Raw genomic sequence first — 15,293 nt, 5'->3', positions numbered from 1 at the left:
GCTTAAACAAATTTCTCACCTGCAAGACAGCCCTTTATGCACCTGAATCTAAGGATGTAAAACGATATTATCCAGCTAAGCACGATTCCCGCAAGCCGAAAAACCCAAAGAGGCCTTGGCTGAATATTTTCCTCTAAACCGCTTAGAAGCACAACGAACATTATAATTATCGGGAATACATACACCATCGCAGCAGATTTTCTTCCCCATAAAGCGATTGCAGAAAACGAAAGCGGAGTTATGAAAAATAACAGCCACACCTTTTGAAATGCCGGATAAGCGAAAAGAAAATCTTTGCTGAACATCTCCGGTGCAGGCAAAGGCATATACGGAGCCGCTGCCTTGGATATAAGCCCGGCCAATAAAAACAGGCAAGCAGAAAGCATCATATAGCTAAATACAAAAGCCAATGAAGCGTTCAGTTTGTCTTTTCTGCTCGAAGGCAGAAGCAAAGACGGGTAGAGCGGCAGCCCCCACATACCAGCCCATAAAGCAGGCAGCGCGAAATATACGCCCCAGTGCACTGCCCCGTTTGTTTGGTTGGCCGGCATAAAACCCAGTATGTAGCCGAAGAGCAAAAGCACCAGAAACGGGGTAAAAACAAACTGCTTCCAATTGAGCAGGAGGCTGTCCAGCAGTATGTATAAATAGCCGGCTAAGGTCTTGGCAGGGCTTCCTTTGAGCCCAAAGATCACCGGCAGACATATTTTCTCGGCAAAAGAAGGGGTGCCTGATGTATTTCGTTTTGCTGCCATGATGGTAATTTTTGCTTTCAAAATATCATTTTTTGAATTCCAGCCTCCCATCGTGCTCACATAATCCTCTTTCCCGCAGATATCCCTTCTCGAGGACGGGTCGTTTATATTTGAAGCAAGATATGCCGCTGCCGCTGCAATTATCAGCCCCGAACAGATTGGGAAATTGATTATCAAATCGCTTACCTGCTTTGAACCGAAAACAAATAATAGAGCCATCCCAAAAGGGAGCATTCGAAGGATGAAGCTGCTTTTTAATGGGTCAGTCTTAAAGCCCAAAAGTGCGGCATACAAATATACAAATATGCACAGCAGGATATTCACGGCAAAGTAAAAGGGGTTTGCGAAAAGGTTGTCCGCACGCACTGCACCTGCAAAGAAAAACAGCAACGCCATTACAGCAAGCATTACAGCCCCCATTGCTGCTATTACCCTGATCGGCATTCTCTTCTGCCCGGGCAGGCAGAAAGTGAGCGGGGCAGAAACTACATCCTTCTGCATCGCGCCGGCAAGAACTCCCAAGAATAATGGAATAATCAGGAAGAGGAAAGACCGTTCAATATGCCCTGTGATGCCCATAACAGCAGCGGGAAGCTGGCATAATGTTACAAGATACCAGAAGTATGCCATTGGCCTTTTATAATAGATGCTCAGATTTGCTGATAGAGGTTTCATAATACATACTCCGCCTTTCCAACTACTGCCTTATATATCTCTTCCAGAGGCAGAGGGATTATTTCAGCATCAATTCTCCCCTCAGAGAGGATTTTTTCAACCTCCGCTCTGCTCGTATCCTGAAGAATAAGCGATGTCTTTATCCCGTCCGAACGGCGGTGAGCAGTTTTCCCAGCGAGAAGGCCTGTCAGCTCTGCCTGCTGGCCTCCCCGCAGGATAACCTTAAAGATATGCTCTTTGAGCTCATCAAACTGGCAGTCTTTGAGGATCCTGCCGCTGTCCATAATCACAGCGCGGTCTATCACCTTCTCGATATCAGAAAGTATGTGCGAGGAGATGATGATCGTTTTCTCGCCGTCGTTCTGCAAAAGCTCGAGGAGAAGATCAAGGAATCTGCTCCTTGCAAGAGGATCCAGCGCGCTTGCAGGCTCGTCTAAAATCAGCAGCTCCGGATTATGGCATATTGCCGCAAGGATGGCCGCCTGCTGCCTCTTCCCGGGCGAGAGCTTGCCCACTACGGCCTTCGGGTCTAAATCGAACCATTCGATAAATTTCTGCTCCAAATGCTCATCCCAGCTCTGGTAGTATGAACGCACGTACCGCAAGAGCTGCCTTATGCTCATCCAGTCGAGAAGCCGGCCTTCCTGATGGACGTAGCCGATTCTTGAAAGCGTTTGCGGGGAGAGCTCCCTGCTCTGCTCGCCGAAAACCTGTGAGCTGCCCTCATCAGGGAGATAAAGCCCGATGATATTTCGCAGGAGCGTGCTTTTTCCGCACCCGTTTGCCCCCATAAGCCCGATGATAGAGCCCCTGCCCGCCGAGAAGCTCACATATTCTAAAGCCTTTTTCCCACCGAAGCTCTTAGTAAGCCCGCTTACTTCTATGATATTATTCATTTTTCTCTCCATCTGAATAACTATCGTACAAATTCTGCACAATTTTTGTGAGCTCTGATTTAGATATCCCGAAAGATCTAGCCTGAGATACTGCCGATTTGAGATTGGATCTGATTATCTGTTCGCCGCTTTCTTCCCTGATCGCCTCAGGCTGAGGATTTACAAACATCCCAACGCCGCGCCTTCTCTCGAAAAAGCCTTCCATCTCAAGATTTGCGTATGCCTTGCTCACTGTCATTGGATTTACGCGAAGCTGAGCGGAAAGCTCCCGCACGCTGGGCATCTGCTCGCCTTCAGTGAGCGTGCCTGAGAGGATGAGATTCTTTATCTCGATGGTAATCTGCCGGTATATCGGAATACCTGAATGAGTGTCTATGTTTATTATCATTATCAAAACCTTCGTATTACTGTATTACCTATATAATACACCAATGCGCCGCCTGTTCAACAAAAAAATGATTTTTTTTCGCATCGCAATATATTTGCGGCAACAGGGGAAGTTTTTTCTGCGAAAAAACCCAAAACGGCCTATCCCGAACAGAACAGAAAAATTATATCTGAAATTTTTATCTCATCCTGTAAATCCTTGCCCCGCAGCCAAAGCGGTTCGGGGCTGTTAATCTTGTCTAATTTATCACATCCCTCACCGCCCAATTTAGTTGAACCGCAGGAAGTGCAGGAAACTTTTAAGGTAAACCCGCGGAGCTAAGGGGCGTGTGGATATTGTGCACATAAATTCAGGCAGAAGCGAGAGAATACCCAAGATAAACACCTGAATATCTTGTTAAAACTCAGCTTACGGCTATGGAGACTCGCTTTAAAAGACAAAATTTGAAATATCTTAACTTCCTGCAAACAAAAGTTTTATAGAATTTTTTGAATAATTCTGATTATTTTTTTTATTTTACCTGCGTTTTTTTAATCAATTCGACTTATAATAAACATAAACATTAACCACCATTTTTTTTAAGGGGAAACAAAATGAAATGGTTCACCTCAATTCTTGTATTGGTAAGTCTGTCTTTATCTTCTTTTCTATACGGGTACGATATCGTAGATCTGTCGTATCTCTCTCCAGAAGACCCAACTCTTGAAGGTCAGGATGTTGTGATAAAAGACGGAGGAGTTTTGGAAGTTGCCGGAGAGCACAGCTTTGCAAGCCTCTATATCGAAAGCGGAGGCGCTCTCACTCATCCTTCAGGCGATGCACCAGAGAACAAAATAGACCTGTCGATTACCGGCGATGTTACGATAGATTCCGGCGCAGAGATCAGCGTTAGCGGGAAAGGTTTCCCCGCACAAAGCGGCCCCGGCGCGGGCAGCGGAGCAAGAGCTGATTCTGCAGGCGGAGGCGGCGGGGCATACGGCGGAAACGGCGGCGAACCCGAAAACAGCTACTATTCAGGCGGCGTGGGATACGGCTCAATTTTAGAGCCTCAGGATCTCGGCTCAGGCGGAGGCCATGGCTTCGCAGGAAATGGCGGAGCCGGAGGCGGGAGAATCAAGATAACAGCCGGCGGCACATTCACAAACAACGGCATGATAGATGCCAAAGGTGCGAATGGGCCTGTTCATTACTGGGGCGCATCCGGCGGAGGTGCAGGCGGCAGTATCTGGATTGAAGCCGATTCCTTAGCAGGCACCGGCAGCTTTATTGCCGACGGGGGCAACGGAGCTTTAGTAAGCGAAGAAGACAGCGGCGGAGGCGGAGGCGGAAGAATCGCCCTGTATTATGCAGGCAGCAGTTTCGCCGGCAGCATATCCTGCGCTGGAGGAACAAGCGCAGACGGCAGATGCGGCGGGGCAGGCACGATATGCACAAAATCAGGCTCAGATGCCTTCCCGCAGGTCCTTTTAGATAATCAGAGCAGAATTGGGGCTGAAAGCCCCCTTAACCCTTCTCAGCCCTGCGACGTTTTGATAACTAACTCAGCATCCGCGGGCCTTGGAGATGTCTTGGTTTCTGTAAACAGCATTACTCTCGAAAATCAGGGTAAGCTGAAGAATCTTGAAGGTGCTGACAGGTCGTACTTAAATATCGGAGAAGACGGCATTCTCAAAAATACCTCTCAGATACTCGCGAATATTGAGATAGACGCTCAGGGCAGCTTCACTGTTGAAGCGGGCGCAGAGGTAAGCTCGAATTATCTCGGCTTTGCAAATCAGGAAGGCCCCGGAGCGGGCACCGGAACACGTGCAGAGGCTGCCGGCGGAGGCGGCGGGGCCTACGGCGGCAACGGCGGCAAGCCCGGCAGCCCGTATCAGGGCGGAACGGGATACGGCTCAATACTCCAGCCGAATCAGTTCGGCTCAGGCGGAGGGGATGGATATGCAGGCGCAGGCGGCAAAGGCGGCGGAAGCATTAAAATTCAGGCCGCCGGAGCGATAACTGTTGACGGAACAGTGAAGGCCAACGGCGCAGTCGGTTCTTCACATTACTGGGGCGCAGCAGGAGGCGGAGCTGGCGGAAGCATCTGGCTCAGCGCCGATTCTCTCTCAGGCAGCGGGCTTATTCAGGCAAACGGAGGAGAAGGGCATGTAGTAACCGAAGAGGACGGCGGCGCTGGAGGCGGCGGAAGAATTGCCCTGTATTATGCAGGCAGCAGTTTTTCGGGAGATCTCCAAGCCTTCGGAGGAGAAGGCAGCTCAATCGGCTGCGGCGGTGCCGGCACAATTTACCTGAAGAACAAGAATGAATCAGAAGGCTCAGTGGTTTTGAACAACAATTCCAACGCCTACACTTCAACAATAATTGAAACCCCTGCCCAGTTTAATCTCACCGTAAGCAGCGGGGCGCAGGCAGCCCTTGAGAATCTATTTGCCCTAAACACCCTCACGGTTGAAGCGGGCGGGAATGTTGTAAACACTGAAGAAATGGACCACTCTGAAGGCACGGTCTCCGGAGATCTTACAGTTCAAACCGACGGAAGCATTCAGGCGAACGCAGATTTCAATACAGGCGGAGATGTAATCGTGGAAACAGGCGGACTGATCAGCGCTGATCATCTCGGCTTTGCAAATCAGGAAGGCCCCGGAGCGGGCACCGGAACACGTGCAGAGGCTGCCGGCGGAGGCGGCGGGGCCTACGGCGGCAACGGCGGCAAGCCCGGCAGCCCGTATCAGGGCGGAACGGGATACGGCTCAATATTCCAGCCGAATCAGTTCGGCTCAGGTGGAGGCGACGGCTACGCAGGCGCAGGCGGCAAAGGCGGCGGAAGGATTAAAATTCAGGCTGCCGGAGCGATAACTGTTGACGGAACAGTGAAGGCCAACGGCGCAGTCGGTTCTTCACATTACTGGGGCGCAGCAGGAGGCGGAGCTGGCGGAAGCATCTGGCTCAGCGCCGATTCTCTCTCAGGCAGCGGACTTATTCAGGCAAACGGAGGAGAAGGGCATGTAGTAACCGAAGAAGACGGCGGCGCTGGAGGCGGCGGCAGGATAGCTCTGTACTACAATGCTAATACCTTCGCAGGCAATATCGAGGCCTTCTCCGGCACGGGCACAAGCGGGAATGCCGGCGGAGCTGGTACAATTTACGCTAAAGACAAAGGGCAAACTTACGGGCTCGTTACAGTGGATAACAACGGCGTTTCCCAAGGACTCACGCATTTTGAAACGCCGGAAAAGTTCAATCTGCTGGTGAAAAACGGCGGTAAGGCTGCACCTCTGACAAAGCTAATCGCAGATAATGTAACTCTCGCTGACGGCGGAATAATAACCCAGCCAAGCGGCAGCGAAATGATAGAGATAGCAGCCGAAACAGATTTTCTGATTGAAACCGGCGGGCAATTAAATGCAAATGCCTCTATTGAAACAGCAGGGAATTTAACAATCCAACCGGATGGATATATCGCCGCTGACTACAGAGGATTCCCAAACGAAAGCGGCCCAGGCGCGGGGAGCGGAGCAAGAGCTGATTCTGCCGGCGGAGGCGGCGGAGCCTACGGAGGCTTCGGCGGTGATCCGCAAAGCCCATTTTCAGGCGGCGCACCTTACGGGGATATGTACTGCCCGAGCGATTACGGCTCAGGCGGAGGCGATGGATACGCGGGCTCAGGCGGGGCAGGCGGCGGCTCGCTGCGGGTGAAAGTGGGCGGTGAGCTCAGCATAAGCGGCGCTGTGAGCTCTGACGGGAAAAACGGCCCATCGCATAGCTGGGGCGCAGCCGGCGGCGGAGCTGGCGGGAGCATCTGGATTACAGCAGGCTCAGTTACCGGCTCCGGGCTTATAACAGCAAACGGTGGGAACGGGCCGATTGTGAGCGAGCAAGACGGCGGAGGCGGCTCAGGCGGGCGAATCGCTTTGTATTCAGCCGATTTGGCTCTGCCGATGTCTAATATTCTCGCAATCGGCGGAAGCGGCTTTGAATACGGCGAAGACGGCACTGTTTACACCCACAGCCCTGCAGATGATCTGTTCGTACTCAGCGAGACCTCGCCGACGGGAGTTGTGGACGGGTATCTCAGCTCCTTGGAGATCAGCTTCTCCTCGCCGATTCAAGACAGCTCGTTCCAGCCTGCTGATGTGAGCATAACCGGCCCTGATGGGGTTGTTGCAGCAAGCGGGATATCCAAATCAGTTTCGCTCTCCGGCAAGCCTGTTTACAGGATAGAGTTCCCGGAACAGACCGCTGAGGGCAGCTACAGCTTCCAGATAGGACCGAATATCTCCTCGCAAGACGGGCTCTTGATGAACCAGAATCATAACGAAACAGCAGGCGAAGCGATTGATTATTACAGCTGTGAAGTTACCGTGAGCTATTTGAACAGCCCGGAACTTTCCGATATGATGGAATATTGGCTCGAAGATGCCTCAGCAGAAAACTTCCCGCAGGAATACGACTACGTTGATGACGACAGAATAGACCTGCTCGATTTTGCCAAGTTCGCTGAGAACTGGCTCGGAAGACTTTCCAGAAACTGAAATTACAGAAACCATTTACAAAACCATTTACAAAACCATTTTTCATTAACACTGCCGGCACACAAACCGGCAGTGTTTTTTTGAGTCCGAAACTATTAAAGTCTAAATCCATTTTTAAAAACTCAAAAAAACAGCGATGTAGTGCCTGGGCAAAAAATCCAGTCCTTTATTGACAGGCACTTATGAAAATTAACCGCCGAATTCAGGAAATATCACACGCTCCAGTGTTGCTGAATCCACCATGGCGGCTCGGCTGTATGGCTCAGGTTTTCCCCGCTGCGAAAAAATCATTTTTGAAAAACAAGCGGCACTGCCCACTTGCTGAATTCCAGCTTTTCCCCCTCTTTGCAATTCTTTTGATAGAGCGTGCAATGGTTGGAATCTCTTTCCGTAAAGAATTTGAATTCCGGGATATTCACCTTTTCAAAGCCCTGCTTCTCAAGCCTGCGCGACTGGCTGTCTTTATTTCTATGCGGCTGGGGCGTTAAGAAATGCACCATCCCGCCTTTCTTGCAGACAATAGTCTTTCTGCCGTCCATATCAGTTCTAACGAAATTTGCCCCTTTCAAAACATCCGGTAAATTGCGAACCTTGTAATCACGGTCGGAAAATAAAACCGCTCCAACTTCAAGGCCGAGCTGCGGGGTCTGTTTGATTTCGCCGACAGGTTTTCTCAGCAGCGTTTTTTCTTCTTTGTTCTCTGAGCCGGAGCTGCCGAATTTCTCTTCTATCAGCTTGTTTCGTTCCTGCTTTTCTTCCAGGATTTCTGCCAACGTTTTGCGTTTGCCTTCAGCATTCTCTCGGGAGCTTCCGGAAGTGAAATGGCTTTCAAGCAAAGCCCTCATCCGCCATACAATCTCAGGCATCTTTTCGGCAAGATTGTTCTTTTCTGCGGGGTCGTTTTTCAGGTTGTACAATTCCATCTTCTCATCAGCAGGATAAAAAACGAGCTTCCACTCACCTTCCCGCAAGCCCAAGGAGTTGAGGGCTCTGTCTCCTCCGATGATATACGGCCTTATCTGGTTGTTACTGTTGCTGTCTGATAAAGCCGGCAATACATTGAAGCTGTCGAGAGCCTGATTTGGTTTTAATTCACAGCCTGTTAACGCTGCAAAAGTGGCGGCCATATCCGAAAGCATTATCGGCTCGCTGCTTACCTCTGCTCTCGGTATTACCCCGGGCATTCGAGCGATAAAAGGAACGCGCAGCCCGCCTTCGTATGCAGTGGCTTTATGCCCCCGCCAAGGAGCAGCAGGGCGGTATTTTTCTTCGCCGGCTCCGTGTGAGCTCGAACTCGGATACCCGCCGTTGTCGCTGGTAACAATCAGCAGGGTGTTTTCCGCCAATCCAAGCCTGTCCAGAGTTTGCATTATGCGTCCTATTGTCCAGTCAAACTGCATAACGTAATCGCCGTGAACGCCTGCGCCGCTTTTACCTGCAAAACGCTTGTCTGGGGCAAGGGGGAAATGTATTGAGCAGGTAGGGAAATACAGGAAAAACGGCTTATCGGCATTCTGCTCTATAAATTCTTCGGCTTTTTGAGCGAGCCGTGCGCCAATCTCCTCCGCTGGCCTGCGGTTTTCCCAGCTGCCCTTTGGAATATGCTTAACAAGCTTATAGCCGTATCGCTCGATTATTTTTATTTCACTCTCAAAAGGAGGCTCTGTTCCGCCTTCAATCTTGCCGTCTTCTATATAATAATCCGGCTTCATATTATGTCCGTCGGGAACAATGTAAGATTTATCGAAGCCAATATCGTTCGGGCCGAGCCCCGGGCTGTTAATATCCCTTGGAAGGCTGCTGCCCAAACCCAAATGCCATTTACCCACAACGCCTGTTTGGTATCCCTTCTGCTTGAGCATCTTTGCGATGTTAAAATCCTCCGGCCTGATAACCATCGGCTCGCCGTTGAATAACACATGGCTTGTGTGATAGCGCCGGAAAGGGCAATTGCCAGTCAATACAGAAAATCTTGTGGGCGAGCAAACTGCGGCGTTGCTGTATGCATCGGTTAATCTCATTCCCTGCCTTGCCAGTTTGCTTGTGTGAGGAGTTGGAAAATATTCCTGCCCGTAGGCAGCTAAGTCTGAATAGCCTACATCATCAGCCATTATGAATATTATATTTGGCTTTGTTTTGGATTCCTTCCCAAACGCATAATTTTGGCTGTGTAAAAATTTTGAAGCTATAGACGAGCCTGCGGCAAAAGATGCAGCCGTTTTCAAGAAGCTCCTGCGTGAAACATTTTCCAGAATACTTTTTTTAATGTTATCGTTATGCATTACTTTTGCTTTCTTTCAATATGGCAAGCAGATAACTGCACTGCTGATTTTATCATTTCTGAAATTAGAAGAAATCCCTCAAGCCTAAAACTGCGATATATGAGATTACCAGAGAGAACATAAACGCTGCTGCCATCCCGAAGTTAAGAAGCCAGCCTGCGCGGTATCTGCCCATTTGCTTGCTGTTTACGAGGAATATTATGCAGCCTACGACCAGCGGTAGATTGAAAACCTGCGATACCTGCGTTGCGATTTGGGCAAGTATCGGGTTTGCCCCGAGTATTGGGACGGTCAAACCTATCAAGGCGGCCACTGCTGTGAGCGAGCGGAACATCACCGAGCGAGTAACCATCTTGCCCTTGTTGTAGTCGGAAATCAAAAGCGGGGCAACCATCATTATAGGCAATGTGGAAGACAGCCCTGCGCTGAGCGTGCCCACGAGGAACAGCGCAACGGCAAATCTGCCTGCGAACGGGCTCAAACTGTTTGCCATATCCAGCACGTTGGTTATCACCTTGCCTTCTGCGAACAAAGCACCCGCTGCGCAGACCATTACAGAGCCGCTTATAATAAACATCATCAGTGCAGAGGTGAATGAATCCCTCTGCTGCTGGCGAAGGCCGTCATTTGCTTCTATCCAGCCCTTGCTTTTGACTAAAAGCGGACGAACAACAAACGTAGGCGCCGCCATAGTTGTGCCCACGAAAGCCGCTATCATAAGATTAGCCCCTTCCACATCCGGTATTGACGGGATAAAACCCTCGGCAATATCAGCAGGCGAAGGCAGCACTATAAACATCGAAACAATAAAGCTTAAGCCCAGAAGCGTAACGAAAAACACCAGCACCTTTTCGAAGATTGAATAGGTGCCGAACCAGAGTATGGCGTACATAACTGCCATTATCAGAATCGCTATAATCAGCGTAGGCACATATCCGGAAGGATCCAGCGAGGGAACTAATAGCCTCAGAGTTTCGTAAACCGCCGCTGAGGAAAGGCCAACGAGCCCAGACAGGCAGCACCATTGGCCTACGCTTACCCCCACAAGCACCAGTATCGCTATAAACTTACCGCCTTTGAGCTGCGTTTTGAAGCTGTGTATCGCTGTTTCGCCGGTAATCACGGCGTATCTGCCGTAAGCCTCCATCAGCACCCACGCAAACAGGCAGCTGAATGCCAAAACCCAGAGAAGCTGAGTGCCGAATTCAGAACCCGCCTTGCTCATCGAGGTTACGCTGCCTGTGCCGATTGTGTAACCAATGCAAAAAATCCCGGGGCCTACTGTGAGAAGAAGCAGCCAGAGTTTTCTTAGAGGTGATACTTTTTTCTTCTCTTGTGTTTGCATAATTCAAACTCCTTGTATGATTCTTGTCTTAATTTACCTGACTACCCTGCCCGAAGCGTTGCCGCCGGCAAGCGCTTCCACTTCGCTTCTCGTGGAGAAATTGAAATCGCCTTTGATTGAATGGGCAAGGCAGGAAGAAGCAGCAGCGAAAGACACCGCCTCCCTGCAACCGCTGAGCTCGGGTGTGTTCAGAGCAAAAATAAGCCCTGCTGCGAAGGCGTCTCCTCCGCCCACTCTGTCAACAATATCCGTGATTCTGTAAGGTTGGTATTCTCCGGCTTCGGTCGGGGCGTAAAAGGCCTTGGCCTGCTTGCAGTCGTAAAGCATTGCTCCCCAGTTGTTGTGCGAGGCCGATACGCTCTCCCGAAATGTGGTGGCTATCTTTTCAATGTTTGGGAATGCCCTGCTGATCTTAGCGGCCACGTCTTTATATGCCTGAACATCGAGGCTCCCCGCTTCAACGTCCGTGTTTTCTGCTTTTATGCCCAGCACGCAGTCGGCGTCTTCCTCGTTGGCGATCAGCACATCAACACCGGATACAATCTCGCTCATTACCTCGCGGGCAAGGGCCTGCGGCTCTATGCCTTGTTTCCATTTCCAAAGCTTTGCGCGGAAGTTCAGATCGCAGGAGATTGTTACCCCTGCCTGCTTCGCCTTCTTTACAGCAGCAAGCGTGCTCTCGGCAGCATTTTTTGATATCGCCGGCGTTATGCCCGATATATGAAGCCAGCCTGCATCCGAGAACACCCCGTCCCAGTCGTAGTCTGCGGGCTCTGCTTTGCTTATTGCCGAATAGGAGCGGTCGTATATTACCCGGCTGGGGCGCTGATTGGCTCCGGGTTCGGTGAAGTATAAACCTAACCTGCCGTCGCTGCGGATTATGTGAGATGTGGCCACCCCTAATGAGCTCAGCTCAGCGATGCAGGCAGATGCTATATCGTTTTCCGGCAGAGCAGTAACAAACTCGGCCTCCCCGCCTAACTGCGATACCGATACTGCAACATTTGCCTCCGCACCTGCAAACAGCATATCAACCTTCCCGGGCAGACACTGGCGAAACCTCATAAAGCCCTCGGGCATTATTCTGCCCATTATCTCTCCGAATGTTACTACCTTTTTCATCTATTTAAGCCTTTCTCTAATCTTGTGAACTGCTCAATTCTCAAGCCTGTTTTTTGCCTCTTTGCATAAATTGCTTATCAATTTCCAATCGCCTTTTGAGATTGCCTGTCTTGGAGCAAGCCAAGACCCGCCTACAGCAGTGATATAAGGCTGACTTAGATAATGGGTGAAGTTTTCGGCGTTGATCCCTCCGAGAGGGATAAATCCGATTCCCAGATGCAGATACGGAGCCGCCATAGACTTAAGATATTTGATTCCGCCTAAGGGCTCTGCGGGGAAAAATTTAAGATATTTGCAGTTACAGCTTAAAGCCTGCTCTACATCTGAAGGCGTGCATACGCCCGGCGCAAAAGGCAAACCGGCCTTCACTGCCTCTTCTGCGACCGCCGGATTAAACCCCGGCGCAACGGCAAACTCTGCGCCGGCTTCAGCGACCTGACGAACTTGCCCGCAGCTTAGAACTGTGCCGGCCCCAACGAGCATCTCCGGATATTCCCTGCTTATAACGCTGATCGCATCAACACCGCAATCGGTTCGCAAGGTTAGCTCAATACTGCTCATACCTGCTTCAAGGAGTGTTTCCGCCAAAGCGGGCACCTTATCTAAATCGTCAATAACGACCGTAGCGACTATTCGCTCTTGTTTTATTCTTTGAAATATGTCTTCGTATGAATGCATATATCTTCCGTATAATTTTAAAGATTAATATTTGCAATATCAGACATTAAATTCAGTCTTCGTGTTTGCCAATCGCCGCATAAAAAGCCGAAATCCGTCTTATCAGCTCTGGTATTGCAGGCCTTAAGCTCAATGCAATGAGTTATTTTTCTGGATACTTTAGAATATGCCACTATAACAAAAACCTCCTCACACTAAACACCATTATGCGAACAAAAAACACCTTATTGCGACGCTTCAGGGTTGATTAGAAAGTAATTTGGCAATATAATGGAATTTTATTCAACCATAAAAGACAGCAGGAATTTTATGCAGCAAACAAAACGAATAGCTTTGCTCATTGAAACATCCACCTCATACGGCAGGGCATTGATCAGGGGCATTTTGCAATATGCAAACGTTGCTGCTTCTTGGGTGTTTTACAATGAACCGCGGGGAATTGCCGATGCCCTCCCCAATCTCTCCGGCGAGAATCTTGACGGAATCATTATGAGAGATACCGCCGAAAATATGAAACTGCTCAATTATAACCTGCCCACAGTGGTCTCAATTCGCTATGAGAATAAGGTTGAAGGCGTTCCGAATATAGTCAGCGATTGCGAAGCGATAGGAAAAATGGCCGCAGATTTCCTTATGGAGCGAAATTATTCCAATTTTGCCTATTGCGGGTTTGAGGATATGCCCTGGTCTGTTCAGCGACGGGAAGCCTTTATAAAAAATCTCCCTGATTACAAAAAGATAAGCACTTATCAAGACAGAAGCGGTTCTTTGGATTACGAAAGCAAGCTCCAGCGGTTAGCAGAATGGCTGATATCTCTGCCTAAACCCGCAGCGCTTATGGCCTGCAACGATGTCCGCGGGGCGAGCATTATAGAGGCCTGCAAGCTTGCAGGCGTGCGAATACCGCAGGAATTATCAATATTGGGCGTTAATAATGACGATATGATATGCGAAATGGTATCCCCTGAGCTCTCGAGCATCTCTCTCAACATAACTAAAGCCGGATACGAGGCCGCAAGAACGCTGGACAGGCTGATCAAAACCGGACAATCGCCAACAGATTTTATTACAGTGGAGCCTGAAAGGGTGATCTCAAGGGCCTCAACGGATATAAAAGCAATACACGATAAAGACCTCGCCGCTGCTCTGCATTTTATCTCCCAGCACAGCAGAGAAAACATACAGGTAAGTGATGTAGCTGAAGCTGTATGTGTGAACAGGCGAAGCCTTGAGAGGCGTTTCAGACGAATTTTGAACAGGAGCGTCTATGATGAAATAAAAAGGGTGAGAACAAACTTAATGAAAAAAATGCTCACAGAGACGGATATGCCTGTCGCTGAGATCGCTTACACCATGGGATTTGATGATGCCAACCACATCTCACGATATTTTAAGCTGCAAACTGGCATTTCGCCGTTAAAGTTTAGAAAGCAGAACTGCTGAGTGTGCGGCAATTTTTTGTGGCAAAATGCCAATTATCAGTAAAAAATCAGTGCTGATTAGCGGCTGAAGAATTATCCCCCTCCGTTTCCTCCGGTAACTCTCCGTCACAGGCGGACTGGCTCTGTCAAAAAAAATATCTCCAACATCAGAGCAGGATTATGTATTGCGGTGGCAGCGTACTTGCCGGCATAGAGCTTTCCACCTCATTTATGAAAATGCTTTCTCTGATGTAAAAGAGAGTTAAACCGAGCCTGTCCGCCGAAGGCGGAAAGCAAGCGGATAGATTCGTAGCTCGTAGCTCGTGGCAGAGTGGCAGAGTGGCTGAGTGGCAGAGTAGCTCGTTGCAAAATCATTAGTGAAAAATTAGTGTAGATTAGCGGCTGCCTCTCATATTCAAAAATCCTGTAGATCCTTGCCCCGCAGCCAAAGTGGTTCGGGGCTGTAAATCCTGTCAAAAAACCTCCGTGTAACCTGTGGATTATATGTGTCCACAGTTGTGAAAGTGTTTTCATACTCTTCGAGTTTGGCTTTTGGTAGTGAATAATTTTTCCGCTCTTCAGCACAAAAGCATATCCGGAAGGCTCGTCCACATTACTCTTTTAATAGTTCTTTTCTTTTACGTGGGAATTTCTCCCACACTTTTGTGAACGTTTTTCCCACACCTTTGGGAAGTTTTTCCCACAGTTAGACGCTGGGGGTGTGGGATTTTCTCCCACACTGCTGTGAACGTTTTTTGATGCTTTTCGAGTTTGGCTTTTGGAAGTGAGTAATCTTTCCCTCCCTTCAGCACAAAAGTGTATCCGGAAGGCTCGGCCACATTACTCTTTTCTTTTCTTATTCTTTTATGGTCTAATTTTTGAACCGGTTTCGGTCTAATTTTTAGACCACTGCCGGTACAGTTTTTAGACCGGTCTGGTTTTTGAACCGGTCTATTTTTAGACCACTACCGGTGCAGTTTTTAGACCAGTCCGATTTTTGAACCGGTCTCATTTTTAGACCACTACCGGTGCAGTTTTTAGACCAGTCCGATTTTTGAACCGGTCTCATTTTTGTACCGGTTTTATATGTGTTAGATTTGCCTCTGCCCGTTCGATTTACCTCCAGAAGTCCAGCAAGTTTAAATAGGGACAGTTACCCATTTATTGTGGATTAAATATTTTTCCTCTGCGTCCTT

10 protein-coding genes are annotated in these 15,293 nt (G+C 49.2%); 2 read left to right on the top strand and 8 right to left on the bottom strand.

Annotated elements, in window-relative coordinates; translation table 11 throughout:
- Positions 1 to 2 precede the first annotated feature (2 nt).
- The 3 genes from STSP1_RS06820 to STSP1_RS06810 are packed head-to-tail and all read right to left on the bottom strand — an operon-like array spanning position 3 to position 2,714.
- Complete coding sequence (locus STSP1_RS06820) at positions 3 to 1,430, bottom strand: hypothetical protein (protein ID WP_085755636.1); 1,428 nt, start codon at positions 1,428 to 1,430, stop codon at positions 3 to 5.
- Positions 1,427 to 2,326, bottom strand: a complete 900-nt coding sequence (locus STSP1_RS06815; RefSeq protein ID WP_161491654.1) for an ABC transporter ATP-binding protein — start codon at positions 2,324 to 2,326, stop codon at positions 1,427 to 1,429. Before STSP1_RS06815 ends, STSP1_RS06820 begins: the two co-directional genes overlap by 4 nt.
- Positions 2,319 to 2,714, bottom strand: coding sequence for a GntR family transcriptional regulator (locus STSP1_RS06810; RefSeq protein WP_085755634.1), 396 nt, complete (start codon positions 2,712 to 2,714; stop codon positions 2,319 to 2,321). The genes STSP1_RS06815 and STSP1_RS06810 overlap by 8 nt, the downstream gene beginning before the upstream one ends.
- Positions 2,715 to 3,307: 593 nt before the next feature.
- Between STSP1_RS06810 and STSP1_RS06805 the strand changes: the two genes are divergently transcribed.
- A complete protein-coding gene (locus STSP1_RS06805) occupies positions 3,308 to 7,249 on the top strand; it encodes a hypothetical protein (RefSeq protein WP_085755633.1) in 3,942 nt (1,313 codons plus the stop codon).
- A 287-nt stretch (positions 7,250 to 7,536) separates the two neighbouring features.
- On the opposite strand, the gene STSP1_RS06800 is transcribed toward STSP1_RS06805, so the two are convergent.
- The 4 genes from STSP1_RS06800 to STSP1_RS06785 form a co-directional block, all read right to left on the bottom strand.
- A complete protein-coding gene (locus STSP1_RS06800) occupies positions 7,537 to 9,531 on the bottom strand; it encodes a sulfatase family protein (RefSeq protein ID WP_085755632.1) in 1,995 nt (664 codons plus the stop codon).
- A gap of 64 nt (positions 9,532 to 9,595) precedes the next feature.
- On the bottom strand, positions 9,596 to 10,876 hold the full coding sequence (locus STSP1_RS06795) for an Nramp family divalent metal transporter (RefSeq protein ID WP_085755631.1): 1,281 nt from the start codon (positions 10,874 to 10,876) through the stop codon (positions 9,596 to 9,598).
- Between the two features lie 33 nt (positions 10,877 to 10,909).
- On the bottom strand, positions 10,910 to 11,998 hold the full coding sequence (locus tag STSP1_RS06790) for a sugar kinase (RefSeq protein WP_085755630.1): 1,089 nt from the start codon (positions 11,996 to 11,998) through the stop codon (positions 10,910 to 10,912).
- Positions 11,999 to 12,031: 33 nt separating this feature from the next.
- Complete coding sequence (locus STSP1_RS06785) at positions 12,032 to 12,676, bottom strand: bifunctional 4-hydroxy-2-oxoglutarate aldolase/2-dehydro-3-deoxy-phosphogluconate aldolase (RefSeq protein ID WP_085755629.1); 645 nt, start codon at positions 12,674 to 12,676, stop codon at positions 12,032 to 12,034.
- Between the two features lie 309 nt (positions 12,677 to 12,985).
- On the opposite strand from STSP1_RS06785, the gene STSP1_RS06780 reads away from it, so the two are divergent.
- Entirely contained in the window at positions 12,986 to 14,119 is a 1,134-nt protein-coding gene (locus tag STSP1_RS06780; protein WP_161491653.1) for a DNA-binding transcriptional regulator, read from the top strand.
- A gap of 879 nt (positions 14,120 to 14,998) precedes the next feature.
- Here the strand turns inward: STSP1_RS06780 and STSP1_RS12495 are convergent.
- Positions 14,999 to 15,166, bottom strand: a complete 168-nt coding sequence (locus STSP1_RS12495; RefSeq protein WP_161491652.1) for a hypothetical protein — start codon at positions 15,164 to 15,166, stop codon at positions 14,999 to 15,001.
- Positions 15,167 to 15,293 lie beyond the last annotated feature (127 nt).

This window comes from Sedimentisphaera salicampi, from assembly GCF_002117005.1.
Lineage (GTDB): Bacteria > Planctomycetota > Phycisphaerae > Sedimentisphaerales > Sedimentisphaeraceae > Sedimentisphaera > Sedimentisphaera salicampi.
This window is presented reverse-complemented; position numbering and strand designations above follow the sequence as displayed.

Coding starts and splice junctions, on each gene's coding strand:
- STSP1_RS06820 (WP_085755636.1), bottom strand. CDS start 1,430: ATGAAACCTCTATCAGCAAATCTGAGCATCTATTATAAAAGGCCAATG.
- STSP1_RS06815 (WP_161491654.1), bottom strand. CDS start 2,326: ATGAATAATATCATAGAAGTAAGCGGGCTTACTAAGAGCTTCGGTGGG.
- STSP1_RS06810 (WP_085755634.1), bottom strand. CDS start 2,714: ATGATAATAAACATAGACACTCATTCAGGTATTCCGATATACCGGCAG.
- STSP1_RS06805 (WP_085755633.1), top strand. CDS start 3,308: ATGAAATGGTTCACCTCAATTCTTGTATTGGTAAGTCTGTCTTTATCT.
- STSP1_RS06800 (WP_085755632.1), bottom strand. CDS start 9,531: ATGCATAACGATAACATTAAAAAAAGTATTCTGGAAAATGTTTCACGC.
- STSP1_RS06795 (WP_085755631.1), bottom strand. CDS start 10,876: ATGCAAACACAAGAGAAGAAAAAAGTATCACCTCTAAGAAAACTCTGG.
- STSP1_RS06790 (WP_085755630.1), bottom strand. CDS start 11,998: ATGAAAAAGGTAGTAACATTCGGAGAGATAATGGGCAGAATAATGCCC.
- STSP1_RS06785 (WP_085755629.1), bottom strand. CDS start 12,676: ATGCATTCATACGAAGACATATTTCAAAGAATAAAACAAGAGCGAATA.
- STSP1_RS06780 (WP_161491653.1), top strand. CDS start 12,986: ATGCAGCAAACAAAACGAATAGCTTTGCTCATTGAAACATCCACCTCA.
- STSP1_RS12495 (WP_161491652.1), bottom strand. CDS start 15,166: ATGAGACCGGTTCAAAAATCGGACTGGTCTAAAAACTGCACCGGTAGT.